The sequence below is a fragment of the Nocardiopsis exhalans genome (assembly GCF_024134545.1).
Taxonomy (GTDB): domain Bacteria; phylum Actinomycetota; class Actinomycetes; order Streptosporangiales; family Streptosporangiaceae; genus Nocardiopsis; species Nocardiopsis exhalans.
The window spans coordinates 2,015,322-2,030,218 of record NZ_CP099837.1 but is presented as its reverse complement, the minus strand read 5'-3'; the positions used below and the strand labels follow the sequence as shown (position 1 = coordinate 2,030,218).

The 14,897-nt window shown below is 66.2% G+C and carries 21 protein-coding genes; 8 read left to right on the top strand and 13 right to left on the bottom strand.

Annotation, left to right across the window (positions count from 1 at the left end; genetic code table 11):
• Positions 1–26: 26 nt before the first annotated feature.
• The 4 genes from NE857_RS09055 to NE857_RS09040 form a co-directional block, all read right to left on the bottom strand.
• A complete protein-coding gene (locus NE857_RS09055) occupies positions 27–734 on the bottom strand; it encodes a hypothetical protein (protein ID WP_254420570.1) in 708 nt (235 codons plus the stop codon).
• 124 nt (positions 735–858) lie between these two features.
• Positions 859–1,086 (bottom strand): hypothetical protein, encoded by a 228-nt coding sequence (locus NE857_RS09050; protein ID WP_254420569.1) that lies wholly within the window; start codon positions 1,084–1,086, stop codon positions 859–861.
• On the bottom strand, positions 1,083–1,427 hold the full coding sequence (locus tag NE857_RS09045) for a hypothetical protein (protein ID WP_254420568.1): 345 nt from the start codon (positions 1,425–1,427) through the stop codon (positions 1,083–1,085). Before NE857_RS09045 ends, NE857_RS09050 begins: the two co-directional genes overlap by 4 nt.
• Before the next feature lie 71 nt (positions 1,428–1,498).
• Positions 1,499–1,957 (bottom strand): ATP-binding protein, encoded by a 459-nt coding sequence (locus NE857_RS09040; RefSeq protein WP_301184351.1) that lies wholly within the window; start codon positions 1,955–1,957, stop codon positions 1,499–1,501.
• Between the two features lie 168 nt (positions 1,958–2,125).
• Here NE857_RS09040 and NE857_RS09035 point away from each other — a divergent pair, with 168 nt between their 5' ends.
• The 5 genes from NE857_RS09035 to NE857_RS09015 all read left to right on the top strand — a co-directional run bounded on the left by NE857_RS09035 (position 2,126) and on the right by NE857_RS09015 (position 5,099).
• Positions 2,126–2,542 (top strand): helix-turn-helix domain-containing protein, encoded by a 417-nt coding sequence (locus tag NE857_RS09035; RefSeq protein ID WP_254420566.1) that lies wholly within the window; start codon positions 2,126–2,128, stop codon positions 2,540–2,542.
• A 153-nt stretch (positions 2,543–2,695) separates the two neighbouring features.
• A complete protein-coding gene (locus NE857_RS09030) occupies positions 2,696–3,925 on the top strand; it encodes an ISAs1 family transposase (RefSeq protein WP_184371513.1) in 1,230 nt (409 codons plus the stop codon).
• Positions 3,912–4,436 (top strand): DUF5753 domain-containing protein, encoded by a 525-nt coding sequence (locus NE857_RS09025; RefSeq protein WP_301184350.1) that lies wholly within the window; start codon positions 3,912–3,914, stop codon positions 4,434–4,436. The genes NE857_RS09030 and NE857_RS09025 overlap by 14 nt, the downstream gene beginning before the upstream one ends.
• Positions 4,433–4,609, top strand: coding sequence for a DUF397 domain-containing protein (locus tag NE857_RS09020; RefSeq protein ID WP_254420564.1), 177 nt, complete (start codon positions 4,433–4,435; stop codon positions 4,607–4,609). The genes NE857_RS09025 and NE857_RS09020 overlap by 4 nt, the downstream gene beginning before the upstream one ends.
• Before the next feature lie 97 nt (positions 4,610–4,706).
• Complete coding sequence (locus NE857_RS09015) at positions 4,707–5,099, top strand: DUF397 domain-containing protein (RefSeq protein WP_254420563.1); 393 nt, start codon at positions 4,707–4,709, stop codon at positions 5,097–5,099.
• Between the two features lie 27 nt (positions 5,100–5,126).
• Here the strand turns inward: NE857_RS09015 and NE857_RS09010 are convergent, their stop codons facing one another.
• From NE857_RS09010 to NE857_RS08985, 6 genes are all read right to left on the bottom strand, one after another.
• The gene (locus tag NE857_RS09010) at positions 5,127–5,447 is read right to left on the bottom strand and encodes a MazG nucleotide pyrophosphohydrolase domain-containing protein (protein WP_254420562.1); all 321 of its coding nucleotides are present in this window, start codon (positions 5,445–5,447) and stop codon (positions 5,127–5,129) included.
• Positions 5,448–5,569: 122 nt separating this feature from the next.
• Positions 5,570–5,923 carry an S-adenosylmethionine decarboxylase gene (gene speD / locus NE857_RS09005; RefSeq protein ID WP_254420561.1) on the bottom strand — a complete coding sequence of 118 codons (354 nt, stop codon included), beginning with the start codon at positions 5,921–5,923 and terminating at the stop codon, positions 5,570–5,572.
• Positions 5,920–7,047, bottom strand: a complete 1,128-nt coding sequence (locus NE857_RS09000; protein ID WP_254420560.1) for a hypothetical protein — start codon at positions 7,045–7,047, stop codon at positions 5,920–5,922. Before NE857_RS09000 ends, speD begins: the two co-directional genes overlap by 4 nt.
• Complete coding sequence (locus tag NE857_RS08995; RefSeq protein WP_254420559.1) at positions 7,044–7,724, bottom strand: hypothetical protein; 681 nt, start codon at positions 7,722–7,724, stop codon at positions 7,044–7,046. The genes NE857_RS09000 and NE857_RS08995 overlap by 4 nt, the downstream gene beginning before the upstream one ends.
• Positions 7,724–8,392: a class I SAM-dependent methyltransferase gene (locus NE857_RS08990; RefSeq protein WP_254420558.1), complete on the bottom strand. Its 669-nt coding sequence runs from the start codon at positions 8,390–8,392 to the stop codon at positions 7,724–7,726. The genes NE857_RS08995 and NE857_RS08990 overlap by 1 nt, the downstream gene beginning before the upstream one ends.
• 83 nt (positions 8,393–8,475) lie before the next feature.
• Entirely contained in the window at positions 8,476–9,579 is a 1,104-nt protein-coding gene (locus tag NE857_RS08985; RefSeq protein WP_254420557.1) for an NAD(P)-dependent oxidoreductase, read from the bottom strand.
• Positions 9,580–9,792: 213 nt separating this feature from the next.
• Between NE857_RS08985 and NE857_RS08980 the strand changes: the two genes are divergently transcribed.
• The 3 genes from NE857_RS08980 to NE857_RS08970 all read left to right on the top strand — a co-directional run bounded on the left by NE857_RS08980 (position 9,793) and on the right by NE857_RS08970 (position 12,317).
• Complete coding sequence (locus NE857_RS08980) at positions 9,793–10,305, top strand: hypothetical protein (RefSeq protein WP_254420556.1); 513 nt, start codon at positions 9,793–9,795, stop codon at positions 10,303–10,305.
• 87 nt (positions 10,306–10,392) lie between these two features.
• The gene (locus NE857_RS08975) at positions 10,393–11,103 is read left to right on the top strand and encodes a helix-turn-helix domain-containing protein (protein ID WP_254420555.1); all 711 of its coding nucleotides are present in this window, start codon (positions 10,393–10,395) and stop codon (positions 11,101–11,103) included.
• Entirely contained in the window at positions 11,100–12,317 is a 1,218-nt protein-coding gene (locus tag NE857_RS08970; protein WP_254420554.1) for a M20 family metallopeptidase, read from the top strand. Before NE857_RS08975 ends, NE857_RS08970 begins: the two co-directional genes overlap by 4 nt.
• A 117-nt stretch (positions 12,318–12,434) precedes the next feature.
• On the opposite strand, the gene NE857_RS08965 is transcribed toward NE857_RS08970, so the two are convergent.
• The 3 genes from NE857_RS08965 to NE857_RS08955 all read right to left on the bottom strand — a co-directional run bounded on the left by NE857_RS08965 (position 12,435) and on the right by NE857_RS08955 (position 14,868).
• Positions 12,435–12,731 carry a hypothetical protein gene (locus tag NE857_RS08965; RefSeq protein ID WP_254420553.1) on the bottom strand — a complete coding sequence of 99 codons (297 nt, stop codon included), beginning with the start codon at positions 12,729–12,731 and terminating at the stop codon, positions 12,435–12,437.
• A gap of 149 nt (positions 12,732–12,880) precedes the next feature.
• Positions 12,881–13,345: a hypothetical protein gene (locus NE857_RS08960; RefSeq protein WP_254420552.1), complete on the bottom strand. Its 465-nt coding sequence runs from the start codon at positions 13,343–13,345 to the stop codon at positions 12,881–12,883.
• Between the two features lie 443 nt (positions 13,346–13,788).
• The gene (locus NE857_RS08955) at positions 13,789–14,868 is read right to left on the bottom strand and encodes a DUF2637 domain-containing protein (RefSeq protein WP_254420551.1); all 1,080 of its coding nucleotides are present in this window, start codon (positions 14,866–14,868) and stop codon (positions 13,789–13,791) included.
• Between the last annotated feature and the right edge of the window lie 29 nt (positions 14,869–14,897).

Below are 14,897 nucleotides of genomic sequence, written 5' to 3'. Positions count from 1 at the left end.
AAGAAACCTTTCCAGGTCGGGGGAGGTCAGGTCAGGGAGGAAACCCAGGCGCCGGTCAGGGTGACCACGGCGATAGCGGCGACATGGCCGACGAGGATGGGGGTCAGGCGGCGAAACCCCACGTACAGGGCTGCGATGAGCAGACCACTCACCCCGGCGGCCACGATCGCGGGCCAGTGGGGTTCAGCGATCACGATCCGGCCACCCATGGAGATCAGCACGAAGGTCTGTGTGCTCATCCGGGTGATGCTCAACAGCGCGGCGAGGGCCCCCAACAGGACGAGTTCGCTGATGACGGCTGTGGCGGTCTGGGTGAACAGCACCACCGGCAACCACCCACCGGCCGCAGGGCCGGGGCCTGTCAGCCAGATGAAGGCGTAGAGGATCAGGTAGACGGCCAGGGCCAGGCCGCCGAGGATGGCCGCGTCCAGGGCGTGCTCGGTACGGACCAGATGGCGGGGCGAGCGGGCCCAGCGGGGGACGATGCCGTACCCGTCGCGGACCCCAACACCGGTGCGGCGGGCCACCCACCAGGACAGCAACGCCAAGGCCAGGACGATGGTGGCCCACGGCCCGACCCAGAGCAGGGCGGCCGTCCAGGTGGTGGAGTGGGCGAGCACGGTGGGGGTGGCCAGGGTCAGGGCGAATAGGGCCATGACCATGCCCGCGAACACCGCGAACACCGGAAAGGGATCGAGCTCGCGGGGCTGCGGGGTGTGTGTGGTGGAGAGCATCCGGGGCTTTCTACGTGTTGGGGCCCGGGGCCTGCTGAGCCGGGCAGGCCCCGGGCGTGGTGGGCCGCTGGAAACCCCACCTCGTTCAGCGGACGGGTGCAGGGTGCGTCGGCGGCCCACCGGTTCAGGGGGTGACGGTGGTGTGCCGGTCCAGGTACTGCTCGACCTCGGCCAGGGAGTAGAGGATCTGGGCCGTGCCGTTGAGCGGGAGCAGCATGTAGATCGCACCCCACAGGCGGGCTTCTCGGGTCAGGACGAACCCGCTACCGCTGGTTGCGGCCTTCCATCGCAGGTCCACGAAGCGTTGTCGTCGCCTGGTGATTTGGGGGCGCAGGTCAATGCGGCGGCTCATCGGCGCTTTGGCCGGCCGATGAGGTGGTCCACGAGCCCGAGGTCTTGGGCGTGCACCGGGCGGGAGGCGTCCCCGAGGAAGGCCAGAGGGCGCAAACTGTTCCCCGAGGGCGGCATGATCCATTCATCAGGGGTGCGGGCGGGGTACTCGGCCAGCCACCACAGCTCGTCAGTGCGGTGTTGGTGTAGGCGCAACGCCACCGCGTGGATCGGAGTGTGACCGACGGGATAGCCGTTTTCCCAGTGGCGGTCCTGGTAGAGGCGGGCATCGATGGACCACTCGCCCAGATCGACGTGGGGTGTGTAGCCGACATCGAGCAGGGTGCTTTCCATCGCTGCCATCACTGCGTGGGTTCGGGGTGTAGGCCGGGGCATGGCCTGGGCCAGAGGCACCATTGAGAAGGCCAGAGCGCTCACCGGGCCACCTCGGCGTAGACGCCGGTGCCGATCTTCAGGGAGCCCCAGCACAGGGCGAGCGCGTCCACCAGGGGCAAACCCCGGCCGTGCTTCGCTTCGGGGGAGGGGGTTCGGAGGGTGAGGGTTCGGCCTTGCTTCGGTCCGGCGTCGCGGACGGTGATGCGGACCCGATCCCCGAGAACGGCCAGGCGGACGGTGAACTGTTCACCGGGGTGGCCGCTGCGCGTGTGGGTGATGGCGTTGGTGACCAGCTCCGAGACCACGAGGGTGAGCTGGTCTGGTTCAGCGACTCCCCACTTAGCGAGGGTGCTCTTGACCCAGGTGCGGGCTTCTCCCACGTGCTTCGGTGTGCCGGGGAAAGTGTGGCGGGCTTTCCAATCGGACCTGGTGTGGGCGGGTTTGGGGGCGATACACTTCAATTCGTCTTCACCTCGGCCGTGACGGGGTGGGGCCATGCCCCGGGCGACCGCTCTCTCAGTTTCGGTCACCGGGGCTTTTCTGTTTCGTGCTGTGACCCCTTCACCACAGACCTTGCCAAGGCTGAGACCGTGCGGTCTATGATTACCACTCAAAACGGTAAAGGTTCTATGGCCTGCGGTAAGTCCAGGTAATCAGGTGATGACATGCAGAACTCTGGTGGTAACGAAGAAGCCGCGAGGAAGCGATTCGGCGCCCTTCTCCGGAAATACCGAGGTCAGGCGGGTCTCTCACAGCAAGAGCTAGCGTCTGCGGCAATCGTGTCGCAGAGCACCATCAGCGATTTGGAGCGAGGGAAAAAAGGGACAAAACGGGAGCCAGTGCTCCGCATTGACACTGCGGTTAACGCACGTGGGGTCATCGTGGACGCATGGGACGCGGTCTTCAGTGGCGAAGGCATGACTGCGTACTTCCGGGAAGTCGCTGAGTCTGAGCAAACAGCAACGAAAATCCGTGAGTACTCACATGGGCTAGTACCTGGGCTTTACCACAGGGCCCCGGAGTTCTCGCGGTTTGTCGGGGAAGTAACGAACGCCGGATCTACACCGCCTGTGAGGACATAACCGGGTTCTGACATGCAAAAACGGGCACGGGCCTGAAGGATCATGGAGTTGTCGAGACACCACTATCCGCAAGGCTCCGCACCCGCTGTGTCATCATCTCGCTCCCAAGGCGTTCTCACAACCGATCCCGCCGAACCGCTCACCCCGGACCTGATGGACCACCTGGCCACCATCGACGACCCCCGCCACCCACGCGGCCGCCGCTACCCCCTGACCGCCTTGCTCGCCCTGAGCGTGTGCGCTCTGACCACCACCGGCCACAACACCACCACAGCCATCACCGAATGGGCTCACAACGCACCCCCACCCATCCTCCTGCGCCTGGGGCTTCCCGTCTGCCCTTTCACAGGGCGGATTCACATCCCCGACGAGCGCACCCTGCGCGAGGTGCTCGCCCGCCTGGACCCCGCCCAACTCGCCCGGGCCGGCCTGGCCACCCTGGACACCCGCACCGGCCCACCACCCACACCCCACAGTGCGGCCCGCACCCCCGGCGGGGCACCCGAACGCGAACACCGCCGGTCCCACCGCACCCGCCAATGCCAGATGCCACCCCCACGGCTACGCCACACCGCCTACGCCGTGGACGGCAAGACCCAGCGCGGCGCCCGACCGCGCAAGGGCCGCGCTTCGATCTCGATGTCCTTGCACGCCGCCCGCCACCACGACGCCGCCGTGGCCGCCTGCACCCAGCTGGGCAACAAGAAGGGTGAGACCAGCGCCTTCACCGCCCTGCTCGACCAACTCCACGACACCGAGCTCCTGGGCGCGATCATCACCGCCGATGCCCTGCACACCGTGGCCGACCACGCCACCTACCTCCTTGAGCGCGGCGCCCACTACCTGATCTATGTCAAGGGCAACCGGCCCAGGCTGCACTCCCAGCTGTCCACTCTGCCCTGGTCACAGATACCGGTGGCCCACAGTCAGGGCCCCACCCACGCCCACGGACGCGAAGAACACCGGTCGGTGAAGGTCACCGCCGTGACGGGCCTGGCCTTTCCCGGGGCCCGACAGGTGGTGCGCATCGAGCGCCACCGCCGCGAGCACGGCAAGGCCCAGGGCAGCCGCGAGGTGGTCTTCGCCGTCACCGACCTGGACGCCCACCAGGTCTCGCCCGCGGAACTGGCGGCCCACGCTCGCGGTCATTGGACGGTGGAGAACCGGGTGCACTACGTGCGGGACGTGACCTTCAACGAAGACGCCCGGCGCACCCGCACCGGGGCGGCCCCGGTCGTGTTGGGTTGCTTGACCGACATCGTCCGCCAGGCGCTGAGCGCCGCGGGGTGGAAGAACACACAGTCCGGGCGCAGAGCCCACACAGGCAAGGACAAAGTCCTCGACCTACACGGCATCAGACGAACTCGGCCTGTATGGATCTAAACCGCGAGAACTCCGGGGCCCTGGGCTTTACCAGGTGGAGGAGTACGTGCGAGCCATCAGCGAGTTGTCGAACCCGGAGGCTACTACCGAGGTAATCGACCAGATCATCAACACGAGGAAGAACCGACAAAAGCTCATCGACCGCGTCCATCCACCTACCATCACGGTCCTGTTGGACGAGGTCGTGCTGCTGCGGCGGTTCGAGGACCCGAAGGTGATGCAGGCCCAGATCGACCACCTGATCAACCTGTCCTACCGCCCACGTATCAAGATCCAGATCGTTCCCATCGCCACTGAGGGACATGCGGGTCTGGGCGGGTCGTTTACGCTGATGGAAGTACCTGATTCCGGCACGTTCGTCTATATCGAGAGTCAAGAGACGGGTGTGTCACTCAAGCAACCCGAGGCTGTGGCAAGCTACGACCGGATATTCGCGGAGCTGAGGAGCTCTGCTCTACCGGCACCCGCGTCCAGGGCCCGTATGGAAGAGATTCGAGGCAGCATCACATGATGACCGATCAGTGGAACAAGTCGTCGTACAGCAACGGCAACGGCGGCCACTGCGTGGAGGCTTGCGCCACCGAGCAGGGTGCCGCTGTGCGAGACACGCAGAACCGCCACCTGGGCCACCTGGAAGCGTCCTCTCCTGAGTGGAAGGCGTTCGTCGAGGCTGTCCGCCGATAGAGCACCCAAAACCGGCCCCCGCCAGGTGAGTTGGCGGGGGCCGGTGCATGTGCACTCGGCAAGGCTACCCCGCTCAGACGACGACACAAGGAGGCTCATGGTGGCCAACACCAGCCAAAAACTCCCGCCCGAGGCCATGGGAAATGAGAAGTGGCACGACACCACGCACGCGGTGTGGATGCGCTCCTCCTTGTCCAACCCGGACTCCGAGGCGATCGTCGAGGTCGCCGAGTTCGACGACGGGTTCCGTGCGGTGCGTGACGGCAGGTCCCCGGAGAAGGGCACGCTCTTCTTCACCCCCGAGGAGTGGGAGGCTTTCGTCCTGGGCGCCCGCGACGGCGAGTTCGACATCCCGGAGGAGTACCTCACCGAGGAGGAGATCAAGATCCAGCGGGGCGAGACCGAGGTCGAGGCGACCTGGGTACCCTCCCCGCTGAACACCCCGGAGATCCTGGAGGCATACGAAGCCCGCCGGTCTGGTCAGGCCTGACCTTCTAGGGCAGTGCAGGCGGCTCCCTTAGGCCCAGGTGCGATTCTCGTTCACCGCTTCCTTGTCGCGCAGCGCCTGGCTGAGGTCGATGCCGCTTCGGTTCGCGATCGCGGCGAGGTAGATCAGTACGTCGGCCAGTTCCTCACCCAGACCACCGACCGTGCTGGTGGGGTCCACACTGAGCGCGGCCTGTTTGCGCACGGCCTTGCAGACCTCTCCGATCTCCTCCGCCAACTTCAGGGTCTGCTCAAGCAAGGTGCTGTCGGAGAACCCCCTCTCGACCTCCATTTCCGCCACGTAATCCTGGATTTCGGTCAGGGTCAGCGGGCGCTCTGGTAGCGGCTTCATAGACGTCCCTTCTCAGAGTGGGAGAGCACGGAGGCTAGCAGCGAGGCCACAGACGCAGGAGGGGAACAGATCAGGTCAAGCTGGCAGTTGCGCCAGCACTGACCGGGCCCCTCGTGAGCCTCTCAGGCAGCCACGGGCAGTGGGCTCGGGTCCCATCGCGGGATGCGTCGGATGATGGTGTGTTCGGGGCCGAACAAGGCCAGCAGCGGCTCTATCGCTGTTTCGGGTGCGGTGTCGGCACGGCAGGAGACAAGGTCGATCTGGACCACGTGATGTTCGGGCCACGTGGACACGACCAAGTGGGATTCGGCCAGCGCCATCATGTAGGTGATGCCGTGGTCGGGGTACTGGGCGGGGGCGTCAAGCAGTACCCGCACTCCGAGTCGTTTTGCCGTGGCGTGCATGGCCTCTCCGATCTCCTGGGGAGAGGGGGCGGGTGTGGTGCAGTGGCTCAGGTCGATAGCCAGGCAGATCATGCAGCTTCTCCGATCGGGGCACCCGGAATGAGGGCGGCGAGGTAGTCGACGGTGTAGGAGCGGTGAAGCCTCCGCGTGTCGGCCGCCCAGCGGGTGGCTTCCTGCCACAGCGCTTCGAGTGCGTCCTCACCATAGGTGTCCAGCAGCAGATCCAGGTCGAGGAAGGCCGGGGGCAGGTCGGCGTACTCGCGCCCGTACTTCACGTACAGGCTCTTGGAGAGCTTGCCGCCGGTGCGGTCGAGCACCATGGGGGTGAACACGCTGACCGGCCACTGGTCGACGGGCACGCCGAGCAGGGCCAGGGCGGGTGCGATGACGTGAGCGAACCAGGCCCCGCCCCAGTCGGGACCGTCGATGGACACCGAGCACGCGTTGTAGAGGTCGCGTTCAGCGGCCAGCAGCGCGACCTTCTGCACGGACCTCACTGGGGTGTTGGCGTCGCACCAGCCGCTGGTACTGGTGAGATGGATGGTTTCCCGGTAGGGGCCGTGGTGGGGGCAGGCGGAGTCGAGCAGGACCGCACCATCAGTCGCGGTGATCGTGAGGTCGTGGGCGTCTTTGTCCATCAACCGACACTGGGGGCAGCGGGGCCGGATGCGGATGCGCCCGTCCGTAGGGGCGAGTACGGGCGCGAACTCGCCCTGGCGAGAGGCGATGGTGTGCAAGCACGCGCGGACCGGAGCGAGTTCCTGGTAGGTGGCGTAGGGACGTTCCTGCCAGGCGATGGCGCTGCGGGCCGAGGCCCAGGCCAGCAGCCGACGGAACCCGGACGCCCTCTCGACTCCGTCGAGGGCACCGTTGTCGATGAGGTCTCCGACGGTACGGGTGTAATGGCGGCCGTCGATGGTGACGTGCTCGGCTGGGGCGTTCTCCAAGCTGTCGAAGACGATCGTGGCGGGCAGACCGAGCTCATCAGCCATGCGAGCGGTCAGGGCGAAGACCGCCATGATCGTGGTGACCGTGCCCAGGTGGGGGTGGCCGTTGAGCTGGGCGGCGGTGGTCACCCTCAGCCGGGCGCGGCCACGGGCGGCGGCACGGACCAGGTCGGTGTTGGTGCCGGTCAGGTGCGCGATACCGGTGGGGGCGAAGTACAGGCCGGGGTTCGGATCGGTGAGCTGGTTCATCGTGGCATCCTCCGGGCGAGGTAGGTCCAGACGAGAGGGAACTGCGGGTCGGTGCTCGGAATCCTGTCGAGGTGAAGCAGGTGCAGGCCCGCACGGCGAGCGGCGTGCCGGTAGGTCTGGTGGGTGAGGTGGACCCGTCCGGTGGAGTCAGCGGCGACCCAGTTAGCACCGACTGCCCACCCGTTCTCGGGCAGGTGGGCGTGCAGGCGAACGAAGGTGTCGGTGAAGTGAAGGGGGTCGCGGCACAGACCCAGGAGCCCGAACTGGGTGAGCAGATCTGCACGAAGCGCCCAAGTCGGGAGCCGACCGGGGGACAGACAGTCGGCGACCAGGGTGGCGGTCAGGGATCGGCACCGGTCGGTGAAGTGCTCGGGGCCGCGGCCGCACAAGGCCAGCGCTACCTGGTGGACCCCCCGAGGGCGGCTGGTGCGGGCGAATACCGCCAGGGTGGCGAGCCGGTCGGGGTCGGTGTCGACGGCGGTCAGGTCGCGGGTGTCCAGGGCGGTGGCCCACAGCAGGCTCTCCGATCCGGCCCCCAGGTCCGTCCAGGTGGGTACGGGCGGTACCTGGCTCAGCAAGTCAAGGATGTGCTCGGTGGCCTGCCCGAAGCGGAAGGTGTTGCCGTAGTAGGTGTCCCAGTAGGGAACGGCGTCCAACACCGTGCGCGGAGCACTCATCAGCTATCTCCAGCGGTAGCGAGAACCTCGCGGAATCCAGCGCCGTCGTGGGTGTGGGTGGTGACCCACCCGGTGTGGGCGAGGGCCGTCTCGACCTCCCCGGAGGCGGGCAGGGCGAGGTGTACATGGGAAGTGCGCTCCTCGTGGCCCGAGACGGTGTAGGTGAATTCGATGCGGGCCTGGCGCCGGTCGGCGGTGTGGTGCTGCGAGTGGCGGCGGGTCACCTGCTGGTTGCCGGGGGCGGTGAAGGTGTGGTCCAGGATCGTGCGACCATCCGGCAAAGCAGGGTCGTAGAATCCGCTCCCCGGCCCTGCGCTGGCCGCCACGTACTGCAGAAGCAGGCGGGTGCCGGGCTTCACGGCCTCGCGCAGGCGAGCCAGGACATCGGGCAACGGTGTCTGCGCGGCGAGCTGGTTGAGCGCCGCGTTAGGCACCACCACCAGTTCCTCCCCGACCAGTTCGGGAAGGTGTTCCAAGTAATGGCACCCGATCGCGAGCTCGGCCACGCCGGCCTCGCGGGCGTGGTGAGTGGCAGCGGTGAGCATGGGCCAGCTCGCGTCGATCAGGTGGAGACGCACCCCGGCGTGGGCGTAGTGAGTGAGAAAGTAGCCCGGCCCGGCCGGGAACTCCACCACTGCGGTGATGTCGGCCAGAGCCCGGGGGAGCAAGTGAGGTGTGGTGGGGCAGGATTCGGCACGAGCCCAGGCAGCCCGGTCACGGTAGGAACTCACCACCTTGTCGGCCGGGGCGCTCACGCCGCCAGCCCGGTGGTGTACAGGTCGGCGTGCTCGCGCACCACCGGGTGCACCAGCGCTCCCTGGCGGGCGATCATCGCGCTCGCCACCGCCGGGTCGTCGGCACCTGCCAGGACGTAGCGGGCCAGCCGGGCAAGGTAGGGAGCTGCGGCGTGGGCGTAGGCGTGCGAAGCGGTGTGCGGAACGAGCTGGGGCAGGGCGTCGTGCTTGAGGTGCAGTACTCCGTCCACCAGCCGGGGCGGCTCCCCCGCCTCTTGGGCGGGTCCGGCTGTGGGTAGGTAGCCGGTCCCGTACCCGCAGGTGGCGTCCACGATCACCGAGCCGGGGCGCATAGTGGCCAGGTGGGCGCGGGTGATCATGGCGGGGGTGGTGTGGGTGGAGATGAGGATGGCACCGATGACCAAGTCCGTGGTCCTCAGCAACTCGGCGAGCCGGTCGGGGCTGTTGACCTCCACGGCTACCCCGGCGGGGGCACGGTGGGCGTAGGCGGTGGCGCTGTGGGCGGTGCTGGTCAGGACGGTGACGTGGGCGCCCAGGGATGCGGCGGTGGTGGCGGCGGAGGAGCCGACGTTGCCGCTGCCGATGATCACCACACGGGCCGGTTCCGCGCCCGGCATCGCGCCCAGCAGGATGCCGCGTCCGAGCGGATGCTGGAGGGTGTGGGCTCCGGCCAGGACGGCCTGGGTCCCGGCGATCTGCCCGCCCGCGACAGCCAGGGGGTGGCGCTCGTGCTCGCGGAGGAACTCGTAGCTGAACGCGGTGACTCCTTGGCGGGTCAGGGCGGCGAGCATGGTCGGGTCGCCCTCGGCGTGGAAGATCGCACCGATGGCCTGGCCGGGTGCGAGGCGGTCCAGGTCGGCAGGTGGGCCGGGCTTGTAACGCAGGATCAGCGAGGCGGCCCACACCTGCTCGGCCGGGCGGAACTCCACCTGAGGCAGCGCGGTGTCGTCCTGGCCGATCCCGGTGCCGAGGCCCGGTTCAGCGAGGACGCGGAACCCAGCGGCGGTGAGGGTACGGGCCAGATGGGGTGTGAGCAGGGTGCGGCGTTCGTGGGCGCTCGACTCTGTGGGGAATCCGATGGTGGGCGGGGGGTGGTGCACGGTGGCCTCCAACCGGTGTCAGCGGTGGTTCCAGCCTCACCCGTGACCCGGCCGTAGGCCAGATCATGCCTTGGCTACCGCCGTGTTCACTCTTTGTCCACGCGGGGTGGACAGGATGTGGACAACCGGGCTGTTGGCCCAACCCCCTGCGGCACAGCCGCGTCCACCGTTACTGTGACCCCCACCGCTACCGAGTCTTGTGAGGAACTTGCTGTGGACGACACCCTGTTCGATGTGGCCATCCCCGACCCCGAGCCGGTCCGTGTGGTGATGTCGCTGGACGCTGAGTGGTACGAGCTGATGTGGGCCGGGGAGAAGGACCACGAGTTCCGACGCCGGTTTCTGACCGGCGTCCCCGTCGAGTGGTTTGTGTATCTGACCGCTCCGGCCTCGAAGTTGGCGGCGGTCATCGATCTGGCCCCGGCGATCGAGGACACCCCCGAGGCGATTGCCTCCATCGCCGAGCGGATGCGGCCGGGCAACGGCGCGACCGTCGAGCCTTACCTGGCTCGCGACGGCAAGAAGGTGGGGTATGCGATGCCGATCCGCCGGGTACGTGAGTACGAGGGATTCACCGCCGCTGAACTCGACGGGATGCTCGACGGCTTCCACCCGCCTCAGGGATACACGATCGTCGACCGCCACCCGGCGTGGAGGGCGGTGTGCGACAAACTTGTGTCGACCCCGCTTGTCCGCCAGACCACCGTCGAGACCCCGGCCCCCTAATCGAGGACGTGGTGCATGACACCACCAGCCCCCCACCCCAGTCCGTTACGCCAGGCCCGGACCGATAGCGGCGCCACCCTGGAACAAGTGTGCGCAGAACTGGACCACCGCTCACCCACCGGGGCCAGCGGGGTCACCCCGAGCATGCTCTCGGGATGGGAACGCGGCCGCCACACCACCAGCCGCCGTTACCGGGCCCTGCTCGCTGACTACTACGACCGGCCCGTCGGTGAGCTGTTCTCCCACCAGGACGGCGCGGGCACCGACCAGGACACACCCCACCTGGTCAGCGGCCCCCGCGACCTGCGCGAAGCCATGATGGAGGTCGCCCGCGCGGCCGTCTCGCACCTGGCCGTGGCCGGATCCCGGTCCAGGGACCTCACCTACCTGGAGGTCATCGAGAAGACGCTCACCGCCCAACCCGCCCTGGTCCACTACCGGCTACTCTTTGGCCCACCCCGCAACGAGACCTTGCACGCCCATCTGGGGCGGTTGTTGGAGATCCGCGACCCCGCCGACCGATCACTGGGAATGAAGACGCTCCACATCGGCTTGATCCGTCCCGAACAGGACATGCCCGAGAGGTTCTTCGTTGCCTCTGAGCACGCCGCCGTCGTCCCCATACCCTCCCTCACCAGCGCCTACGGGTTCGATTCCGGTGTGCTGCTGGGTCCGCAAGCAGCCGCGCGACTGCTGGACCACGCCCGCCAGTGCTACGCCGCCGCCACCCGGGTAGAAACCTCCGATGCCCTGCACCAGCTCGACCCTGCCACCTCACACCACCAGGACCCTGCATGATCGACCCTCACACCTCGCCCGCTCTGCGTCGATCCCAGACCGACTTGGGCTCGGTCCTAGCACTGACTCGGGACCTGGTGCGTATCCCCACTCGCGGCGGCATCGACCACTATGACGACGCCATCGCCCACCTGAGCGGTTGGATGGACGAGCGCGGCCTGGACCCGAAGGTGCTGCGCGACGGCACCGGCGCGGCCGTCGCCCTCACCGCGGCCGTGCACGGCCAGCGCCCGGGACCCACGTGGGTGCTGGACGCCTGCCTGGACACCGCGCCGTTCGGGGATGAGCACGCCTGGACGCACTCGCCCACCAGCGGCACGATCCGGGACGGATGGTTGTGGGGACGCGGAGCCGCTGACTCCAAGGTCGCGGTAGCCATGTTCTGCCACCTGGCCGCGCATCTAAGAGCCGAAGCCGATGCCCTGTGTGGGGACCTGGTGCTCCTGTTCGACCTGGACGAACACACCGGCGGCTTTGGTGGGGCCAAACGTTACTTCGCTGCACAGGACACTCCCCCCGACATCGGCGGGGTAATGATCGGTTACCCCGGCATGGACAAGCTCGTCATCGGCGGGCGGGGGGTGTACCGGGTACGGCTTCGGGTGCATGGTGTGGCATCGCACTCGGGTGGAAGCAAGTCGACGGCGAACGCGATCAGCAAGGCCTCTGCGATCATCCGAGCGTTGGAGAGTGAACCGATGCCCGGGGCAGCCGAAGGGTTCGGGCCAGGCAAACTGACCGTGACCGCGATCGGAGCGGGTGAGGGGTTCTCGGTGGTACCGGACCTGTGCACAGTGAACGTGGACGTGCGCACTACCGCCGCGTTCGCAGAAGACGAGGCCGCAGACCTCGTGGCGGCGGTGGTGGCCAAGGTCGATGCGGACTGGCCGGACACTGCACCGACCCTGGTGGAGGCGCACACCCGTTGGCCCGCCTACGCCCTGCCAGAGGAGTCGCCTCTACGATCGGCTCTGGTGGGGGCTGCCGCCGCGCACGGGGTTCAGCTTGAGGCAAAGGTCGCGGGGCCGTCGAACATCGGCAACTACCTCGCCGGGCTGAACGTCCCGGCCACGGCCGGATTCGGGCCCGTCTACGAGGGGCTGCATGCCACAGACGAACGAGTGTGCCTTGACACCATCCCCGTCGCACAGGCGATCTACGAACAGGCGATACGTACTCTCATGTCGAGGAGAGCGCCTGACGTAACCGTGTGAACGCTGTCCTCCTGCTCATAGGAAGATCTGATCCTCGTCCCCCGCAGCGCCTCACAGACCTGCTCCGATTAGGTCCGGTCAGGGGCCGTGGTAGTTCCGATCATCCCGGAGGCATTCTTACTGTTCCATCTGATCAAGAATTTCATTTATTTTCCCGATGCTTTGCGGCATATCGTCGGCCAAGCTTTCCACCTCACTCCATGCCCAGTTAATCAAATCCTGAAGCTCCTTGGGGGAAGGAAAGGCCGTCGGCTCACTTATGGACCTTGCATAGATCTCTCTATGCTGAGCCGCTCGCCTATTTTCCGTCGACCAGGCGGATGCCGTCAAGCTCAAGGTTACTGATTTCACCCCTTCCGTGCCGGCGGCATAGGCAGGAAACTCCTCTAGCGCAATAATTACTTCCCTGTACACGGGACTATCTTTACCATGCCTCCGAAGAATCCAGGCGTGCCGCACCCCATCCCATGCGCGAACTGGCTTCCTCGGCTCAGGTATAAGACTCCTCTCCAATGCACTATTTATTGTATCTTCCGCCATGGAAATAACCCTGGGATCACCCATCAGAAATCACCACAGGTATTGATCTTTCCGTAATCTTGCATCGCACTCAAACCAATGGGAGACTGGGAAAAGAATTCAATTGCCCCACCTTCCCATGGAGGCCTCCCTGGGCGCGCCCTGCCTGGCCCCCACAGCTCTTCTACTTCTGATACATCCAACAAAATCCAAGCGTCCACACCGCCCGGAAGGCCAAGTCGATATGGCGCAATGCATCCCGCGTAAGCAATTGGAGTCAGGTGCACACCCTTGTCGTCTCTGCCAATTTGACTCGACAGTATTACACTTAGATATTCAGCGAGCGTGTAGTGAACCAGGGGACCAAAAAGCGCATGCACTCTGGCTCCTGATACGGGCTGCTCCTCCAACCTCCAGAGCTCATTGGCGGGACCAGGATAGACATCCCCATCCAAATTCCCTTGGCGCAAAATTCCAATTTCATGAGCCAAAGAGTCAACGCGAACCATTTTACCACCTCGCATCGCTTGCTGAACTCCGCGTAACCGAGGCTTTACTATTGGGCGACCAGGATAAGTTGTATCCCTACTGCGAGGATCCCCCGCCAGAGCCAATCCGTCCAGAGCTGAACCGATATCTTTACCTTTAGATACCGCACGAGAGCACGCTGGAGAAGGCGTGGGTAGCGGCTCGGGCTCTTCGCCCTGCCAGCTTCTTCGGACACGGGCATGGCTGCCATCCCCGCAAAATCCGACCCACTCCCCTAGCTTGGCGGTAACTGACGGTGGCCAAGGCGACAGGGCGTTGGGCTGCGGTCGGCAACATAGACCGCCAACTGAGGAGGTGGCGCTCTCTGCCAGCACAGGGGAGGCTCTGAGGTGCCCTGATCGCCTTGTAACACCCTGTTCAGCGGTGACCCCCGGGCAACATCCCAGGGGTCACCTGTTTTGCATCAGGCGGGGACAGGGTCCGTAGGCGCTGAAGATCGCTTCTCTTCCGCGCGGCTTGCAGCTTCCTTCTTGACCTGCTTCGCCCATCGGCGGTTGGTAGTCGGTACCCCGTAGGCAGTGCACAGGTCCCGTTCGGAGAGCCGCTGTCGGTAAGCGAGGATCGCTTCCGTTTCGGCCTTCACGGCCTTCTCGAAGACGCGCGGGTCGCGGGCCGGGGGGATCTCAAGCAAGTCCGTGAGATCGTTGGCCTGTTGCGAACGTTCCTGGCTCTGGTGCTCGGTGATGATGTCGTCCACCATCGCGGCGGCGTCGGGCACTCGGAATCCCTTGCGGAGGCGCACTGCGACGGTAGCGGGCACCTTCCATGCCCAGAAGGGTCCGAACTCTCGGCGCAGGCGTTGGATCGCTTCGAGGCGGATCATGTGGAGTTCGAGGGCGTCCTCCCAGTCCGGCACGGCCCAGAGCTGCTGGCGTCGGGTGATACCCGCTGAACCGATCGGGTCCCACAGCCACCGCGCTCGGGGAACGGAGGTTCCTGTGGTCGTCTGGGCCTGCTTCCACGACTTCCTGCGGGAGACCAGCAGGGTTTCCAGGAGTAGGGCGGCGATGAGTGGCATCCCGGCTCGGGCCACTTGCGCGGCCAAGGCGAGGTCGGCTGCGTGAATCCATTGGAACCAGGCGGAGCCGGTGATGATGAGGATGACCATCGCCCGGGGAAACAAGGCCCTCCCTCCGACCTTGGCCCACCGGTAGGCGGTGTGCGCGAAGAATCCGGCCACGCCGTCGATGCCGATGAACACGGCGACGCTGAGGACGGGGCCGAGGCCCATCTCGTCGCGGGCGAATCCGATGATGCCTTCGGCTACTAGTGCGCCGACCACCACGAGGAAGCCGATGGTGAGGAGGAGTTGGATGGTGGTGTCGCGCTTCTCCTCCGATAGATCTCGGATGGCGCGTACTGCGGAGGCGATGAAGCGGATGAGGAGGAGGGCGATGAGAGCTACCCCTGTGAGGAGGGGGGTGAGGTCCCACCAGGGGATTGTGGTGGCCGCTTCGAGGGCGGCGACGATACGATCGTTCATGCTCGTTTCCTGCGGTCTCAGGGTTCGAG

Coding starts and splice junctions, on each gene's coding strand:
- NE857_RS09055 (WP_254420570.1), bottom strand. CDS start 734: ATGCTCTCCACCACACACACCCCGCAGCCCCGCGAGCTCGATCCCTTT.
- NE857_RS09050 (WP_254420569.1), bottom strand. CDS start 1,086: ATGAGCCGCCGCATTGACCTGCGCCCCCAAATCACCAGGCGACGACAA.
- NE857_RS09045 (WP_254420568.1), bottom strand. CDS start 1,427: ATGGCAGCGATGGAAAGCACCCTGCTCGATGTCGGCTACACACCCCAC.
- NE857_RS09040 (WP_301184351.1), bottom strand. CDS start 1,957: ATGGCCCCACCCCGTCACGGCCGAGGTGAAGACGAATTGAAGTGTATC.
- NE857_RS09035 (WP_254420566.1), top strand. CDS start 2,126: ATGCAGAACTCTGGTGGTAACGAAGAAGCCGCGAGGAAGCGATTCGGC.
- NE857_RS09030 (WP_184371513.1), top strand. CDS start 2,696: ATGGACCACCTGGCCACCATCGACGACCCCCGCCACCCACGCGGCCGC.
- NE857_RS09020 (WP_254420564.1), top strand. CDS start 4,433: ATGATGACCGATCAGTGGAACAAGTCGTCGTACAGCAACGGCAACGGC.
- NE857_RS09015 (WP_254420563.1), top strand. CDS start 4,707: ATGGTGGCCAACACCAGCCAAAAACTCCCGCCCGAGGCCATGGGAAAT.
- NE857_RS09010 (WP_254420562.1), bottom strand. CDS start 5,447: ATGAAGCCGCTACCAGAGCGCCCGCTGACCCTGACCGAAATCCAGGAT.
- speD (WP_254420561.1), bottom strand. CDS start 5,923: ATGATCTGCCTGGCTATCGACCTGAGCCACTGCACCACACCCGCCCCC.
- NE857_RS09000 (WP_254420560.1), bottom strand. CDS start 7,047: ATGAACCAGCTCACCGATCCGAACCCCGGCCTGTACTTCGCCCCCACC.
- NE857_RS08995 (WP_254420559.1), bottom strand. CDS start 7,724: ATGAGTGCTCCGCGCACGGTGTTGGACGCCGTTCCCTACTGGGACACC.
- NE857_RS08970 (WP_254420554.1), top strand. CDS start 11,100: ATGATCGACCCTCACACCTCGCCCGCTCTGCGTCGATCCCAGACCGAC.
- NE857_RS08960 (WP_254420552.1), bottom strand. CDS start 13,345: ATGGTTCGCGTTGACTCTTTGGCTCATGAAATTGGAATTTTGCGCCAA.
- NE857_RS08955 (WP_254420551.1), bottom strand. CDS start 14,868: ATGAACGATCGTATCGTCGCCGCCCTCGAAGCGGCCACCACAATCCCC.